This window comes from Mucilaginibacter sp. P4_A11 (assembly GCF_056402535.1).
The window spans coordinates 21,699-36,874 of sequence record NZ_JBFUHE010000003.1 but is presented as its reverse complement, the minus strand read 5'-3'; the positions used below and the strand labels follow the sequence as shown (position 1 = coordinate 36,874).

Sequence of the window (15,176 nt, the reverse complement as noted above, 5' to 3'; positions counted from 1 at the left end):
TATTTTTTTGCTTATTTTGCCAAAAAGTTTTGCAGGTGTGCGTACAGTACGATATCTAAACCGTAAACATCAGGCCGGTATTGGATAGCGCCATTTTCATCTGCCCAGCAGGTTACGTAGGTGATATAAATAGGCGTTTTCTTCGGCAAGCCAATATTAGTAGGCTCCGGTTTATTCACTATCATATCATTTGCAATGGTGTCGATATCAGCGCCTTCGCCAAATAAATTCTTTGCCAGGCCGAGGGGATCGCCTAAGCGCACGCAGCCATGGCTCACTGCTCTCATCGTTTTGCGGAATGCCGCTTTATTAGGTGTGTCATGGAGGTAAACGCTGCTGCGGTTTTTGAACAGGAATTTGATTTTACCTAACGAGTTATCTTCGCCAGGGCGCTGTTTAAATTCGTATTCGAGGTTATCAGGGGTTACTTGTGTCCAATCTATCGTTTCAGGGTCGGCTATCCTTTTGCCGTCTTTAAACACATCGATGTTCTTATTCGCTAGGTAAAAACGGTCGTCTGCAGCTTCAACAATGATTTCTTTGGTAGCGATACTGCGCGGAATGTTCCAAACTGGGTTTACTTCAACGCTATGAATCACGCTGTTTAATATCGGCGTTTCGCGCGGGAACGGTTTATCTGCCCGGGCGGTATCGTCAAAATGCTCCAATGTGTTTTGATTTTCCATGTTACGCCCCTGGCCAACGCAAACCTTCATATTTAAAACCGATTTGCCATCCTCCATAACATCAAGCCTGAAATCGGGGATATTTACGATCACGTATTTGGGTTCGTAGGGCTTGTTCCGCCAGCGTAAGCGCTCAAGGCTAACTAAAAAATAACGTTTGCTTTCTTCTTTTGAAAGACCTTCAATTGTAGCGCTGTCCCTGTATGCCTTTTGCAGGGCTAAATATTGCGCATTTTTAGGTTGGATGCTATCAAGAAACGCTTTGTAATCCCCTCTGCTTAAAGTAGCAAGCATGGTCGTACTGTCGGGTCGGCGAGTAGCCATAAAGTATCTTGAATAGATCTTTTTAGGGTTAATGACTCCATATTGCAGCGCATTGGAATATTTTACGAAGGCTCCAGCGGCTAAAATTTCAAGTTTAGCAACAGTTTCATAGGCTTCATCAAGGGTTGTGATCGCTGTTTTATCTTTGAGTTTGGCTACAAGAGCTTTGATCTCTGCCGATGGATATATGGTTGGATCAAGGCCATGTTCGTTGATCTTATCAAGGTATTCCGGCAGCGCTTCGAGGTCGCCATTGTTTAAGTGGTTTATTACTAAAATTGGCTGGTACTCGTTCTTTTTAAAAAATGATTCGATAACCAGTGGGTTGGCTGTTTTAGACCTGTATTTTGCGAATACTCTTTTAAATACAGGGATGTATTCCTCGGTGTCGGCCTTTTTAAAAATCTCATTTTGTGTGATCCTGAACATGTCTTCAGCAATCATTTCATGCTTTTTTTTACAGCTCTGAAGAGCAAGCAGTAAAATAAAACACGAGGAAAGTATAATTGGGATAAAGTGTTTCTTAAAAGAAATAGGTATCATATAAACGAAAGATAGTTAAATATTGCATATCAATAGCAATACCTATACCATAAAGGACTGTGCTTTTTATTTATTTTTGAACATAGCCAAACGTAACCCTTATACCGCATAATCTGTTTTAATTAAAATGAAAAAACTACTATCTCTAGCCTTGATTATAACATTGCCTTTCATGGTATTAGCACAGAGTTTTAAACCCGTAAATAAAGAAGCATCGCCTGAAGTAAATAAATTGCTCGGCTTCCTTTATAGTATAAAAGGGAAGCATATTTTATCGGGGCAGCAAAATTATAACAGTGATCGTGACGTTTTTTCAGACAGTGCCAAAGCTATTACAGGACACTATCCCGCTGTGTGGGGTTCAGATTTCATGCTTTGGGGAGATAAAGACCTGGGGCAGGACCTGGTTAATGAAGCTAAGCAGAAATGGCAGGATGGCTATCTGGTAACACTCATGTGGCACCAGGGCCGGCCGTTAGACAACCCGCCATATGATTGGAAGCAAAGCATTCAGGGAAAACTGACCGATGCACAATGGAAGGAGCTAACAACCCCGAATACCGATTTGAACAAGAAGTGGCTGACCCAGATTGATGTGATAGCCGGTTACCTGAAACAGCTCAGGGACGCTCGTGTGCCTGTTTTATGGCGGCCATACCATGAAATGAATGGTGTATGGTTTTGGTGGGGAAACAAAAAGGGCAATGACGGTATTATCAAATTATGGAAGATGATGTACGACCGTTATACCAACTATCATCACTTAAACAACCTGATTTGGGTATGGGGCCCGAACGGTTTGCGCGATCTGCCACAAGATGAAGCCTATGATTATAAAGATTTTTATCCTGGTGCTGAATATGTAGATATTTTGGGCGCGGATATTTATCACTTCGATTACGAGCAAGGGGATTATAATGATCTGCTTAAAGTTGCTAATGGCAAGATCATAGCACTGACAGAAACCGGTGAACTGCCAAAACCCGAAATTCTGGCAGCGCAACCCGAATGGGCCTGGTTTATGGTATGGACAAGCTGGCTTTGGACTGATAATACACACGAGCGGGTAAGGACGATATATGGCCTTCCTCAAACGCTTAATCATGAACAAGTAAAAGCATTGCTAAATAAAAACTAATGTCTGAAACAAAATTACCTGAGGTTTGGCTCCGCGGTCCGTTGGCGGATGTTCCCGCTTTGCTGCAACCGATAGCACACGCTCTTTTACAGGCGAGGGAAGAGCTCAATGAGTTAATGACCGACTTTCCTGAAACTTTATTATGGGAAAAGCTTGCCGGGATGGCTTCGCCGGGTTTTCATTTGCAGCATTTAACGGGCGTGCTCGACAGGCTTTTTACTTATGCCAAAGGCGGGTTATTGAACGATGAGCAATTAGCCTATCTCGCGGCAGAGGGAAAACAAAGTGAAGGAGAAATGAGTGTTGGGTCTTTGGTTAAGGCTTTTATCCAAAAGGTCGACGCTGTGCTACAGCAGCTTAAAACTACTGATGAATCTACATTAACCGATTGGAGAGGAGTGGGGCGGGCGCAATTACCATCGACTGTGATCGGTTTATACACCCATTCGGCAGAGCATACCATGCGGCATTTGGGGCAACTTATTGTTACTGTAAAGGTACTTAAGCAATAAGAGCCGCTGCATCTTTCAAATTTTGTGAACGATAGGTTACTTTAGCATCTGGATGTTTATTTTCGGGATCATATAGAAATGTATCTATTTCCAATTCGCTCGCGGCCTTTATTTCTGATTCAGGGTCATCACCGATAATCAGCACATCCTCTGGTTGATAATTGTATTTCTCCAATATCGATGCGAAAATATCCTTTTTGGTTAGTGGCGAAAGTTCTGGATCGACAATATGGATAGCTTCAAAATCGGCTTCGATATTCAGCATTTTTACCTTGCTCCATTGCAATTTGGTAAAACCCGTGGTAACCAGGAATTTAGTAATGTTTGCTTCGTGGATATGTTTATAGTCATCAAAGGGCTGCATTGGTAGCTTGTACTCAATGTTGTTCAATAGTTCAAGCCCTTTATTTTTAACGGTTTCGCTAAACTGATACTTGTCTGCTACCTTTTGATATGGGATGCGTTTCAAATCCTCCTTTGCTTTGTTGATATGATCTATACCCTCGCCTGCAATATGTTGATCAAGAAAGTTGAACAGTTCATTAAATAAATAATCGGCGATGGAACTAACCGGATATATGGTATTATCAAGATCTAATATGATGGCTTTTTTCATAACAGCAGTTTAAGGTAAAACAGGAACCCGTTTATTGATATGTATTGACCGCCTCATGATGAAATAGCCAAAGGCCACAACCAGGCAAACACCGCCTAATAACCACCAAAGCATTTCAAATCCTCCGTAGGCAATAACCTGGCTGCCTAAAAATGGAGCTATGATCTGTGCTCCTGCCCACGACATGCTGTACAGAGCAGCATACTCGCCCCGGTTACGCGCATTTGATCGGCCGATCCAAAATGTATTCATAAAAGGCATGCAAAGCATTTCGCCCAAAGTTATCATACATACGATCAATATAGCTACCGATGGTACGTGCGGCATCAGATTAAGCAATACAAAGCCAACGCCCGAAACTAAGATCCCTGAAATAATATAAGTCAATGGATGACGTCTTCCCTCAAGCCAGTTAATCAGTATCATTTCAATTAAAACGATAAGTATCCCGTTTAACGCCAGCAGAAAACCAATAAAGCGCTCGTTAAAATGCCATTGTATTTTATAAAATACAGGCTGCATAATAAAGAACTGGAAAAAGCAAGTTGCAAACAGTGTCGCTAATAAGATAAATAAAAGGTAAACCCCATCTCTGTAAGCCGATGAAAACACTTCTTCAAAACCGGCAACAGCTTCCTTAATGGTTTTTGCCACTTTTGAGCGCGGCATTAAGGTAAGAAGTAATATACCGGCAGCGATATTTGTACAGCCATCTACCCAAAAAAGTAAATGATAATTTATTGAAGCCAGTAATCCCCCTAAACCACCGCCAAATGCCCAGCCCAGGTTTGTAGCCAGCCGATTCAGGGAATAGGAGCGTGTTTTGTTCTCTTCGGTACTGTAATGTGCTATAGCCGTTGAGTTGGCCGGTCTGAATGATTCGTTGCAGATGCTCAGCACTAACGTGAAAATAGCCATGCTGATGAAATTGGTTTGATAACCGAGAATCAAAAACAGTAATCCGCCGGTAAGTAAAGCACCAACCTGCAAATCATAAAAGCCTATTTTATTGATCAGCTTACCGCCAATAAATCCTCCGGATACAGCACCTACGCCAAAAATAGCCATGATATAACCTGACTGCTCAATGGTAAAATGCAGCTGCCTGATGGTGTAAATGGTCATGAAGGGCACAACCATGGTACCGCTGCGGTTAATAAGCATTACGATGCTCAGGTACCAGCTGTTTTTTGAAAGTCCGCTATAGGCTTGTTTGTATAATCGGATAATTGAGGTAAGCATGACTTTACAAAGGTAGGTTATTGAGCTTAAAGCTAAAGGCTAAAAGCCCAAAGCTTTAATAAGGATTGCTTTAAACTTTTAGCCTTAAGATATAGAATGAAATGCTTTCAGCTTTAGGCTTTCAGCCTTTAGCTTAAGCGGGCATTTCTGTTCCTAAGCCAGTGATCGGCTAAAACAAAAGCTGCCATAGCCTCAACAATAGGTACAGCACGCGGAACCACGCAAGGATCATGACGACCTTTGCCTGAAATTTCGGCAGCGTTGCCTTCGCTATCAATGGTAGCCTGGTTTTTCATGATGGTGGCTACCGGTTTAAAGGCAACCTTAAATTCGATGGGCATGCCATTGCTGATACCACCCTGAATCCCGCCCGAGAAGTTGGTGATGGTTTGTATGTCGCCTAAATGCGATTTTACAAAGATGTCGTTATGTTCAGAACCACGCATTTCGCTGCCTTCAAAACCGGAGCCAAACTCAAAGCCATGAACGGCGTTGATGCTCAGCATGGCTTTGCCTAAATCGGCATGCAGTTTATCAAATACGGGTTCGCCAAGACCAACCGGGCAGTTTTTTACATAACAGCTGATCTTGCCGCCTACGGTATCACCATCTTTACGTACGCTATCAATAAATTCGATCATTTCTTCGGCAGTTGCCGGATCGGCGCAACGTACGATATTCTTTTCGCGTTCCTCAATAAATTCAAGCGGATCATTGATGAATACATTGGGCGAATTGATTTTGCCTACGCTGCTCACATGGGCAACAATCTCGATGCCCTGTGTTTTCAATAACAGTTTGGCTAATGCACCTGCAGCAACACGGGCAGCAGTTTCTCGGGCTGATGAGCGGCCGCCGCCACGATGGTCACGGATCCCGTATTTGGTTTGATAAGTATAGTCGGCATGCGAGGGGCGAAATACATCTACGTTGTGACTATAGTCTTTTGAACGCTGATCTTCATTAGGGATTAGCATAGCGATAGGGGTACCTGTAGTTTTATCTTCAAATACGCCCGAAAGGATTTTTACCGTATCGCTTTCCTTACGCTGGGTAGTTATTTTTGATTGACCAGGTTTACGTTTATCCAGTTCGCCCTGGATATAGTCAAGGTCAACCTGTAAGCCGGCCGGGCATCCGTCAATAATTACACCAATGGCCTCGCCATGTGATTCGCCAAAAGTAGTTATCCTGAATAATTGCCCGAATGAATTGCCTGCCATAGTTTTAGATATGAGATGTTAGTATTTATAACCGTCATTGCGAGGAACGAAGCAATCGGGAACTATACAGGGCGAACCTGCTAATCGGGGATTGCTTCGTGCCTCGCAATGACGTGGTTTAATATTGCTTTTTAAGCTTTCGCCACTACTTCTTCCACTTCAAACCCTTGCTTTTCCAGATCATTCCAGAAAGCGGGATACGATTTATCAACTACCGGACCGTTCTCAAATTCCATTTGCGGAAGGATGAGTGCCAGCGGCGCAAAGGCCATAGCCATACGGTGGTCATGGTATGTATTGATGAAGATGTTATCCGGAATAAACTTGCCGCTGCAATCAAGCGTGTAAACTTCATCTTTTTCAATTAGTTTAACACCCATTTTACCAAGCTCGGTTTGCAGGGCCAGGATGCGGTCAGTTTCTTTGATCTTTAAAGTTTCCAAGCCTGTAAACGATGCTTCATGGTTAAGAGCCGCGCAAACAACAATGACAGTTTGTGCCAGATCGGGACATTCTTTCAGATCAAACTCGCGGCGCGAAATTGGCTTGTTCTCTTTCTTCAAATGAACACCGCCATCCGTGAACTGCGAAGTGATACCAAAGTTAGCCATGATCTCGGTGATCACGCTATCACCCTGTAAGCTATAAGGCGTAAGGCCTGTTAAAAACAGTTCGGCCTCATCAGCCAACGCGGCAATGGCGTACCAGTATGAGGCAGCGCTCCAGTCTGGTTCAACGTAGAGTGATGTTTTCGTAAATTCCTGGTTTGCAATTGCGATAACATTACCTACCCATGTATGCTTGATACCAGAAGTTTCCAGCATGGCCAAAGTCATTTCAACATAAGGACGTGAAGTTAACTCTCCCTCAATATGTAATTCGAGACCTAAAGGAAGTCGGGCTGCTATCAGTAACAAAGCTGTAATGTACTGGCTGCTAATATTGCCTTTGATACTGATCTTGCCGGTTTGCTGCTTAAAGCCACCTTTTAGTTTGATGGGAGGATAACCGTCATTATCCTCATAATCAATATTGGCACCCAGCACCCGCAATGCATCAACCAATATTCCTATCGGCCTTTCTTTCATGCGCTTGCTGCCGGTTAAGATAACCTCATCTTCCTGAATGGCATAGTAAGCCGTTAAAAAACGCATAGCCGTACCCGCCGGACCGATATCTACGATTTGAGATTTACAATTTTCGATTTCAGAATCAGAAGAAGCATCGCCTGCTAAAACCTCCTGGTTCTTGATTCCTGACTCTTGAGTCGCTCTCAAAATACCTGCCAGTAAAACAGCATCAGCGGCGTCAGATACGTTCTCTACCTTTACTTTGCCCTGGCTTAGCGCTTCGATGATAAGGGCACGGTTACACTCACTTTTTGAACCAGTGAGGTTAACCGTACCGTTAATGAGCTTGTTGTTTCTTTTAAGGATGATGTTATGCATCATTAAAATATTAGGCGTGTGTAAGTTTTTCTGCTGCCTGGCCTTGAGCTGCGTCGGCGTTCATTACTTCTGTTTGCCTGCGGATAGATTCGTTGTGAACCAATTCAAGCAGTTTTTCGGTAAACTCAGCGCTTAATTTTAATGCTTTACCATAGGTTGTGCGTTTTTGCAGGATCTCATCCCAACGGCCAACTTGTAAAATGGTAATGTTGTTATCTTTTTTGTACTGACCGATTTTTTCAGCGATCTGCATACGCTCAGCAATTTTCTGGATCACCAGGTCATCGATTTTGTCAATCTGGTTACGTAGTTCGGCCAGTTTATCGCTTACTTCAGAATTTTTAACTTCTGGTTTGCGTAAAGTTAAATGGTCGATAATATCAGCAAGGGCAGCAGGGGTAACCTGTTGTTTAGCATCAGTCCATGCTACGCTTGGATCAATGTGTGATTCGATCATTAAGCCTTGCATATCAAGGTCTAACGCTTTTTGTGAAATGTAGCCGATCAAATCACGGTTACCGGTGATGTGGCTTGGATCATTGATGATAGGCAGCTCGGGAGCTAAAGTTTTTAAGCTGATAGCAACATCCCACATTGGCTCGTTACGGAAAGCTGATTTTTCGTAAGATGAGAAACCACGGTGAATAGCAGCCAGTTTAGTGATGCCCGCGTTGTTGATGCGCTCTAAAGCACCAACCCATAATGAAAGATCAGGGTTTACAGGGTTTTTAACCATCACAGGAACGTCAACACCTTTTAATGCATCGGCAATTTCCTGAACAGTGAACGGGTTTGCAGTTGAACGTGCACCTACCCAAAGAATATCAACGCCTGCGGCAAGAGCTTCTTCAACGTGTTTTGCGGTAGCAACTTCAACGGCGGTTGGCAAGCCGGTTTCTTCTTTAGCGCGTTTTAACCACTCTAAACCAATGCTGCCAATACCTTCAAACTCACCCGGACGGGTACGTGGTTTCCAGATACCTGCACGTAGTGCCGAAATTTTACCTGTTTGGGCTAATAAATGTGCTGTGGCTACTAATTGCTCTTCTGTTTCAGCGCTGCAAGGGCCTGAAATCACCAGAGGTTCCTTACCTGTTTTAATCCAGGTGTTTAGCGGCTGTATGTTTAAATTTAGTTTCATCTTGTTTTTGTTTGTCCGGTGATAGCCGGGAATGTTAGTTAATAATTTTAATTATGTTAATTTTTTTGGTTTCTGTTTGATATAGCACCTTTATCTTATACGTTACGCCTGATATTGATATACTTGCGGATACTTCTTTCAGCGCGGTGTGGTTTTGGGGTAGTGTTTGGCTCATCGTCATGCCTTTCGTATTCGCCAAGGATGTTGAAGTTATGGGTATACTTAAGGATCTGCCTTATCGATGTATCATATTGCTTTTGTTCATCCCATTCAACGTCTACATAAAAATTGTACTCGTTGCGTTTACCCAAAATCGGCATCGACTGGATCTTGCTCATATTTACGCCTTCTTCGGCAAAAATATTGAGCACTTTGGCTAATGCACCAACTTTGTTACTCACCTGGAAACATAACGAAGCTTTGTTAGCAGGTTTCTTCTCAACATTATCATGCTGAGTCATGATCAGGAAGCGGGTGAAATTCCTTTTGTTTGATTCGATACGGCGTTCCAGCACATCCAAACCATAAAGCTGGGCTGCCAAAGCATTGGCTACGGCTACGGTGTCAGTTAATTGTTCATCCCTGATGCGTTTGGCACAAGCTGCAGTATCGCTGCTCTCCACAATTTTAAGGTGCGGGTATTCGTCAAAAAAATCAACACATTGGCGCAAAGCAATAGGGTGGGAGGTTACATATTTAATGTCTTCAAACTTTACACCCGGCAAAGCCATCAGGTGCAGTTGGATAGGCAGGTAAATTTCGCCAACCACTGGGAAGCCGTAATCAAGCAGCAGTGTGTAGTTGGGCAGGATACTACCCGCAATGCTGTTTTCGATAGCCATTACCACATAATCAGCTTCACGTTTCTTTAAGCTTTCAAATGTTTGCTTAAAAGAGTTGCATTCAATGGTTTCAATATTCTCACCAAAATATTTGATCGCGGCCTCTTCGTGAAAAGAAGCGCGGATCCCCTGAATTGCAACTTTTGGTCTTTCTATTTTCATAAACCCTGTTAAAGCAAAAAGTCCCGGCTTATGGGCCGGGACTTTTTAGTTTCTTTATATGTTTGTTTAGTACATATTAGTCCCGGCTCTCACTGTTGAAGTAAAAGTAGTAACCAAAAAAATATGCACCTGTTAATTTCATTTGTTGTTTTTTTATTACGACGTAAATGTACGGTAAAAAAAGAGTTTGTCAATAGAAAATTTTATTTTTTATAAAAAAAGAATAGTCAACCAAATTTAATTTGGATAGACAGCCATTTTTATCTTGCGCTAAAAGAAGCAAACCTTTTATTTGTGATAATTTTAGGCGTTTTGGGGAATTTTTCGAGCAACGTTATTCCATCAAGTAAATTAGCAGGTTGAATAAATTCACCATTCTTAAATATTATTTTAACATTACCTACTGATCCTTTACCGCCAAGAGCGTAGGAAATTTCTTTTATATCTGCTTTATCATATACAACAATATGCTGTTCGTCGTATCCATATGAAAATTGGCTTTTCCCCTTCGATATCTGTAAATATTGGTGCCTCCCCTTCATAGTTGTTGCAGTGATATAGCCAATAAATACTCCCAACGTTATGATCACTGTTAAAATTACACTCACAGGCATAGCTTTCTCTTTTCCAATAGCTGTAAAAAACAGCACGCTGAAAAGAAATAACAAGTAAACTGAAATCACTAACCCAATCGCGAATATCTTGGCGGAGTTAAACCGGTATATAAAATCGTTAGTTATAAAGTGAGGCTTGTTCCCAATGTTAAAGAAGTGTTTTTCGAATAAACTTAAATCGAGCGTTTGATTAAAAAAATCTGTAACTAAACCGCAGGCTTCATCAATAGTTTTTGCGTGGTACTCATATAAATGATTATCCCTGTCGAGATAATAAATACAAAATTTACCATTGAAATACAGCCCAAGTTTAAGGTAGTTTAGGTCATCGTCCTGAATGGTAACTGAAGGCCCGGTTAATTGAATATCTATAAGTGCTCTTTCAGCATCCCAGGGGAAGTCTTTTATAGACTGAATCGTTTCATCTAAATCACGAGGCTGCTCGTCAGAAAATTCGCCTTTTTCGTAAGTGTTGTGCTGAAGTTTGGATATTAATTGTAGCATTGGCTTAGGTTATTAAGACCGATGCTAATATAGAATTGTTACGCTGCAGTTTCGTGTTTTTTATGTGCCTCTTCCATTTCCCTATATTCCCGTTGCAGTACGCGCGCAGTTTGGGTGCTGCCATCATGGCTCCATCCTGGTGGGTGAATAAAATAACCGATTTTTGATTTAAGATCGGGGGCATTTTTTACATCATGCAGCAATGCTTTCCATTCATGAAATAAAACGTTCACCGGCCCCATATCTTCAGGTTGTTTGGTTAAGCCGTATTTAACAGGCTCGGGTAAATCTTCATCACGAAAAGTACCAAACAACCTATCCCATATAATAAGCACCATGCCCATATTTTTATCAAGATAAGGAATGTTGGATGCATGGTGCACCCGGTGATGCGCAGGGGTTACAAAAATCCATCCATACCATTTTGGCAGCGGAATTTTGTACTGTGTATGTACCAGGTTGCCGTAAAGCTGGGTAATTAAATAAGCATATAAAATATCTAAAGCATTAAAGCCCATTACTGCCAGCGGCAGGTAAAAGAATACCCTATAAAGCGGTTCAAAAACCGTAGATCTGAAACCTGTTGTGAAATTGAAATGCTCGGACGAGTGATGGGTAACATGCATAGCCCAAAACATGCGGCAATAATGCCCGGTATAATGAAGTACCCAGTATAAAAAATCCTGAACTATGACTAATACAAACCAATACCAAAAGATATTCTGAATTTGAAAAAGCCTGTAGTGCTGGTACGTGTAATCCAATATGAAAAATGTAAACACCTTAACGCAAAAGTTGGTAACAACGGCAAGCGAAGTAAGGTAAATATTGGTAAGCGTATCGCGGGTTTCGTAGTACTTGCGGTCTTCCCGGTAGCTTAAAGCCATTTCAACGAGTGTTAAAACAACCAATAAGCCAATCAAAACCAGGGCGGCCTCTTTGCGCGAATCTAATTGCTGAAGCATGTTACAAGCTGATGTAATATCTTAAACTATCGCAAAGTTCGTTGGCTGTACACACATTATCAATACTAAACTCACCTATATGTGTCAATAAGGTGCAATTAATTTCGTCTCCCACGTTCTTTTTATCCTTTTTCATGTTCAGGAGCAACTCGTCAAAGCTTTTTTCCTTAATCGTATATTTTGGGTAAAGATCGGTCAATACCTTAACAATTTCATGAAGTTCGTCTGAAGGCAACCCCATTTTTTTGTGGGCGAGATATGATTCGCAGATCATGCCGATGGCAACCGCCTCACCGTGTGAAAGGCTGTCTTTGTCATGAAGTAATGAATATGTCTCAACAGCATGACCAATAGTATGGCCAAAATTAAGCGCCTTACGGATACCTTTCTCGTGGGGATCTTTGATGGTAATTTCGTTCTTGATCTCTACCGAACGATGGACAAGCTCAACAGATGGGTTTTTGAGGTCGCTGTTTTTAAGTTTGTTCCAATACTCAGAGTCGACAATTAAACCATGTTTAAGCATTTCGGCCAGGCCTGAAAGGATTTGGCGCGGCGGAAGGCTTTGTAAAAACTCATGGGCTATAAATACGGCCTTAGGCATGGTGAATGTACCGATAATGTTTTTGATGCCATCAACGTCGATACCTGTTTTGCCGCCAACGGATGCGTCAACCTGCGAAAGCAGGGTAGTGGGCACCTGCACAAAATCTATCCCTCGTTTGTAGGTAGATGCAGCAAAGCCTCCCATATCTGTAATAACACCGCCACCAAGATTGATCATGAGGCTTTTACGGTCGGCGCCAAAATCAATCAGCATTTTCCAAACACCTATGCAGAAATCAATGTTCTTGCTTTCTTCGCCCGATGATATCTCGATCAGATCGTAATTGTTAAACTCCGTTAATTTGCTTGTAAGTAACGGCAGGCAGTGCTCGCCTGTATTTTCGTCAGTTAAAATAAAAAACTTTGAGTAGTTGCCTTTTTTAACAAAATCAACTAACTCATTAAGGCTATTGTCAAAATAAACCGAGTAATTATCGCTTAGAATAGTGTTCATTATTATATTACTATAATTTTATTCCCATCAAACTCAACCGTATCGCCCCTTTTTACCTTAAGGCGTTTACGGTAGTCAATCGCGCCGTTATATTTCACGAGACCCTCAGTTACAACTATTTGCGCCTCGCCGCCGGTTTGTACTAAGTTCGCAGCTTTGAGTAGCTGGATCATTGGGATGAAATCCCCTTCTAACTTAAATTCGATCATGGGATGGCAAAAATAAACTATTCATGCAATTATGAGTTATCATTTTATAATTTTGCAGATGACCTCTAACGAAACTAACAATAATCAAGGACGAAATACGCCCTCGTTCGAAAATACAGAAATAGCTTTTCGCCATTCATCCAATACTGATCTGAACCGCGCTTACTGGCTGTTCAGGATGATCAACGTTAACTTTTTAGTAAAGATAGGCCCCCCGGTCACCAATTTTGCTATGAAGATCGGTTTACCTATAAAGGGAATTATCAAAGCTACGATATTTAAGCATTTTTGCGGCGGCGAAACTATTGCCGAATGTGATAATACCATTAAAAACCTTTATAGCGGCAGGGTAGGTACTATATTAGATTATTCGGTAGAAGGAGAAGAAGAAGAAACCGTATTTGATAATACCCGCGACGAGATCATTCTTACCATTGAGCGTGCCGCTAAAGATAAAGCAATCCCGCTTACTGTTTTTAAAGTAACAGGTGTAGGGCGTTTTGGTCTGCTCGAAAAACTTGATGCCCGTCTTAAATTAAATGATACAGAGGAAGAGGAGTGGAGGAGAGTTCAAAACCGCGTGTTATCCATCTGCGATAAAGCTCATAAAAGCAACGTGCCTGTAATGATTGATGCGGAAGAAAGCTGGATCCAGGATACTATCGATCTGCTTGCCCTCACCATGATGACGCAGTTTAATAAGCAAAAGCCTATTGTATATAATACCTATCAAATGTACAGGCACGATAAGCTGGCATCGTTACTAAATGACCACTCCATTGCTCAAGAAGAGGGTTTTATTTTAGGAGCGAAAATCGTACGTGGCGCTTACATGGAAAAGGAGCGTAAAAGAGCCGAAGAAAAGGGATATCCATCTCCAATTCAGCCTGATAAAAAATCGGCCGACCTTGATTATGATTCTGCGCTTGATTATTGTACAAGCCATATCGACCAAATAGCATTTATTGCAGGCACTCATAATGAAGAAAGCTGCCGCCTGCTGGCCGAGTTACTGGATAATAAAAGCATCGATCATAAGCATCCGCATGTTTATTTCTCGCAATTATTGGGCATGAGTGACAACCTGAGCTTTAACCTTGCCGATGCTGATTACAATGTAGCTAAATACGTGCCTTACGGACCGGTAAAGGCAGTGCTTCCGTATTTGTTTCGCAGGGCTCAGGAAAATACGGCTATAGCCGGACAAATGAGCCGCGAGCTAGGCTTAATAACCAAAGAAAGAAAGCGCCGAAGCGCTTAATTTGTAAAGACCAGTAAAAGGGAGCATTTATTAAACTAAATGCTCCCTTTTTGCAAATAGCTGTATCGTATCGGGCGCAGTCATCAAAAAGGTTTGAATGCCCAGTTTTTTGGCAGCTTCTAAATGCTGGGGGCTGTCATCAATAAAAAGGGTCTCCTCAGGGTTTAAATTATTCTCTTTCAATACCTGCTCAAAAATAGCCCGTTCTGGTTTACGTTTGCCGGTAAGGTGTGAGTAGTATGTTTTTTCGAAAAGGTGATCGTTACCATCAAAACCAAAATCTGCTTTAAGATAATTCATTATATGATCGTAATGGATAGCGTTGATGTTGCTGAGTAAAAAAGTGCGGTATTTGTGTTTTAGTTTTAACAGCAAATCATGGTTACCTTCGGCAATGCCAACTAAAATACTGTTCCATGCACCATCAATTTGGTCATCAGTGAGAGATGGATTGCTGGTTTTTTTCCTGACGTAATCCCTAAACTGAGCTGCTGTAACTTCACCGCGATCAAATTTGTCAAAAATTTCATCCTGGGTTTTGTGACCGAAAAACGTTTCAGGGTTGCTTATACCTAATTGATTCCATGCTTGTTGTACACTGGTGAAGCTGAGGCTGAAAATAACGTTACCGTAATCGAAGATGATATTTTTAATATTTTCCATAAAAAGAGTTTGAGATATGGCCG

The 15,176-nt window shown here is 41.8% G+C and carries 15 protein-coding genes; 3 read left to right on the top strand and 12 right to left on the bottom strand.

Features of this window, described 5'->3' with window-relative positions:
• Positions 1-11: 11 nt before the first annotated feature.
• Complete coding sequence (locus AC1DUD_RS07385) at positions 12-1,454, bottom strand: L,D-transpeptidase scaffold domain-containing protein (protein ID WP_477373124.1); 1,443 nt, start codon at positions 1,452-1,454, stop codon at positions 12-14.
• A 271-nt stretch (positions 1,455-1,725) separates the two neighbouring features.
• Here AC1DUD_RS07385 and AC1DUD_RS07380 point away from each other — a divergent pair, with 271 nt between their 5' ends.
• Both AC1DUD_RS07380 and AC1DUD_RS07375 read left to right on the top strand, forming a co-directional pair.
• Complete coding sequence (locus tag AC1DUD_RS07380; protein WP_477373122.1) at positions 1,726-2,691, top strand: glycosyl hydrolase; 966 nt, start codon at positions 1,726-1,728, stop codon at positions 2,689-2,691.
• Positions 2,691-3,203 (top strand): DinB family protein, encoded by a 513-nt coding sequence (locus AC1DUD_RS07375; protein ID WP_477373120.1) that lies wholly within the window; start codon positions 2,691-2,693, stop codon positions 3,201-3,203. Before AC1DUD_RS07380 ends, AC1DUD_RS07375 begins: the two co-directional genes overlap by 1 nt.
• On the opposite strand, the gene AC1DUD_RS07370 is transcribed toward AC1DUD_RS07375, so the two are convergent.
• The 10 genes from AC1DUD_RS07370 to AC1DUD_RS07325 all read right to left on the bottom strand — a co-directional run bounded on the left by AC1DUD_RS07370 (position 3,193) and on the right by AC1DUD_RS07325 (position 13,229).
• Positions 3,193-3,819, bottom strand: a complete 627-nt coding sequence (locus AC1DUD_RS07370) for an HAD family hydrolase (protein ID WP_477373118.1) — start codon at positions 3,817-3,819, stop codon at positions 3,193-3,195. The genes AC1DUD_RS07375 and AC1DUD_RS07370 overlap by 11 nt on opposite strands.
• A 9-nt stretch (positions 3,820-3,828) precedes the next feature.
• Positions 3,829-5,061, bottom strand: coding sequence for an MFS transporter (locus AC1DUD_RS07365; protein WP_477373116.1), 1,233 nt, complete (start codon positions 5,059-5,061; stop codon positions 3,829-3,831).
• Between the two features lie 128 nt (positions 5,062-5,189).
• Positions 5,190-6,284, bottom strand: coding sequence for a chorismate synthase (aroC, locus tag AC1DUD_RS07360; RefSeq protein WP_477373114.1), 1,095 nt, complete (start codon positions 6,282-6,284; stop codon positions 5,190-5,192).
• Between the two features lie 131 nt (positions 6,285-6,415).
• Entirely contained in the window at positions 6,416-7,735 is a 1,320-nt protein-coding gene (gene aroA, locus AC1DUD_RS07355; RefSeq protein ID WP_477373112.1) for a 3-phosphoshikimate 1-carboxyvinyltransferase, read from the bottom strand.
• Positions 7,736-7,742: 7 nt separating this feature from the next.
• Positions 7,743-8,873: a chorismate mutase gene (locus AC1DUD_RS07350; RefSeq protein WP_477373110.1), complete on the bottom strand. Its 1,131-nt coding sequence runs from the start codon at positions 8,871-8,873 to the stop codon at positions 7,743-7,745.
• Positions 8,874-8,968: 95 nt separating this feature from the next.
• The gene (locus AC1DUD_RS07345; protein ID WP_477373108.1) at positions 8,969-9,877 is read right to left on the bottom strand and encodes a prephenate dehydratase; all 909 of its coding nucleotides are present in this window, start codon (positions 9,875-9,877) and stop codon (positions 8,969-8,971) included.
• A gap of 260 nt (positions 9,878-10,137) precedes the next feature.
• A complete protein-coding gene (locus AC1DUD_RS07340; RefSeq protein WP_477373106.1) occupies positions 10,138-10,995 on the bottom strand; it encodes a PH domain-containing protein in 858 nt (285 codons plus the stop codon).
• Positions 10,996-11,033: 38 nt separating this feature from the next.
• The gene (locus AC1DUD_RS07335; RefSeq protein ID WP_477373104.1) at positions 11,034-11,960 is read right to left on the bottom strand and encodes a sterol desaturase family protein; all 927 of its coding nucleotides are present in this window, start codon (positions 11,958-11,960) and stop codon (positions 11,034-11,036) included.
• A 1-nt stretch (position 11,961) separates the two neighbouring features.
• Complete coding sequence (aroB, locus tag AC1DUD_RS07330; protein WP_477373102.1) at positions 11,962-13,020, bottom strand: 3-dehydroquinate synthase; 1,059 nt, start codon at positions 13,018-13,020, stop codon at positions 11,962-11,964.
• Between the two features lie 2 nt (positions 13,021-13,022).
• Positions 13,023-13,229 (bottom strand): RNA-binding S4 domain-containing protein, encoded by a 207-nt coding sequence (locus tag AC1DUD_RS07325; RefSeq protein ID WP_477373099.1) that lies wholly within the window; start codon positions 13,227-13,229, stop codon positions 13,023-13,025.
• A gap of 58 nt (positions 13,230-13,287) precedes the next feature.
• Here AC1DUD_RS07325 and AC1DUD_RS07320 point away from each other — a divergent pair, with 58 nt between their 5' ends.
• On the top strand, positions 13,288-14,490 hold the full coding sequence (locus AC1DUD_RS07320) for a proline dehydrogenase family protein (protein WP_477373097.1): 1,203 nt from the start codon (positions 13,288-13,290) through the stop codon (positions 14,488-14,490).
• 30 nt (positions 14,491-14,520) lie between these two features.
• Here AC1DUD_RS07320 and AC1DUD_RS07315 read toward each other — a convergent pair whose 3' ends face one another.
• Complete coding sequence (locus AC1DUD_RS07315; RefSeq protein ID WP_477373095.1) at positions 14,521-15,153, bottom strand: HAD family hydrolase; 633 nt, start codon at positions 15,151-15,153, stop codon at positions 14,521-14,523.
• Positions 15,154-15,176: the final 23 nt, after the last annotated feature.

Excerpts from the sequence above, each read along its gene's own strand:
- AC1DUD_RS07335 (WP_477373104.1), bottom strand. The coding sequence starts at position 11,960 with ATGCTTCAGCAATTAGATTCGCGCAAAGAGGCCGCCCTGGTTTTGATT.
- AC1DUD_RS07345 (WP_477373108.1), bottom strand. The coding sequence starts at position 9,877 with ATGAAAATAGAAAGACCAAAAGTTGCAATTCAGGGGATCCGCGCTTCT.
- AC1DUD_RS07315 (WP_477373095.1), bottom strand. The coding sequence starts at position 15,153 with ATGGAAAATATTAAAAATATCATCTTCGATTACGGTAACGTTATTTTC.
- aroC (WP_477373114.1), bottom strand. The coding sequence starts at position 6,284 with ATGGCAGGCAATTCATTCGGGCAATTATTCAGGATAACTACTTTTGGC.
- AC1DUD_RS07340 (WP_477373106.1), bottom strand. The coding sequence starts at position 10,995 with ATGCTACAATTAATATCCAAACTTCAGCACAACACTTACGAAAAAGGC.
- AC1DUD_RS07350 (WP_477373110.1), bottom strand. The coding sequence starts at position 8,873 with ATGAAACTAAATTTAAACATACAGCCGCTAAACACCTGGATTAAAACA.
- AC1DUD_RS07320 (WP_477373097.1), top strand. The coding sequence starts at position 13,288 with ATGACCTCTAACGAAACTAACAATAATCAAGGACGAAATACGCCCTCG.
- AC1DUD_RS07370 (WP_477373118.1), bottom strand. The coding sequence starts at position 3,819 with ATGAAAAAAGCCATCATATTAGATCTTGATAATACCATATATCCGGTT.
- AC1DUD_RS07385 (WP_477373124.1), bottom strand. The coding sequence starts at position 1,454 with ATGATTGCTGAAGACATGTTCAGGATCACACAAAATGAGATTTTTAAA.
- AC1DUD_RS07325 (WP_477373099.1), bottom strand. The coding sequence starts at position 13,229 with ATGATCGAATTTAAGTTAGAAGGGGATTTCATCCCAATGATCCAGCTA.
- AC1DUD_RS07365 (WP_477373116.1), bottom strand. The coding sequence starts at position 5,061 with ATGCTTACCTCAATTATCCGATTATACAAACAAGCCTATAGCGGACTT.
- AC1DUD_RS07380 (WP_477373122.1), top strand. The coding sequence starts at position 1,726 with ATGGTATTAGCACAGAGTTTTAAACCCGTAAATAAAGAAGCATCGCCT.
- AC1DUD_RS07375 (WP_477373120.1), top strand. The coding sequence starts at position 2,691 with ATGTCTGAAACAAAATTACCTGAGGTTTGGCTCCGCGGTCCGTTGGCG.
- aroB (WP_477373102.1), bottom strand. The coding sequence starts at position 13,020 with ATGAACACTATTCTAAGCGATAATTACTCGGTTTATTTTGACAATAGC.
- aroA (WP_477373112.1), bottom strand. The coding sequence starts at position 7,735 with ATGATGCATAACATCATCCTTAAAAGAAACAACAAGCTCATTAACGGT.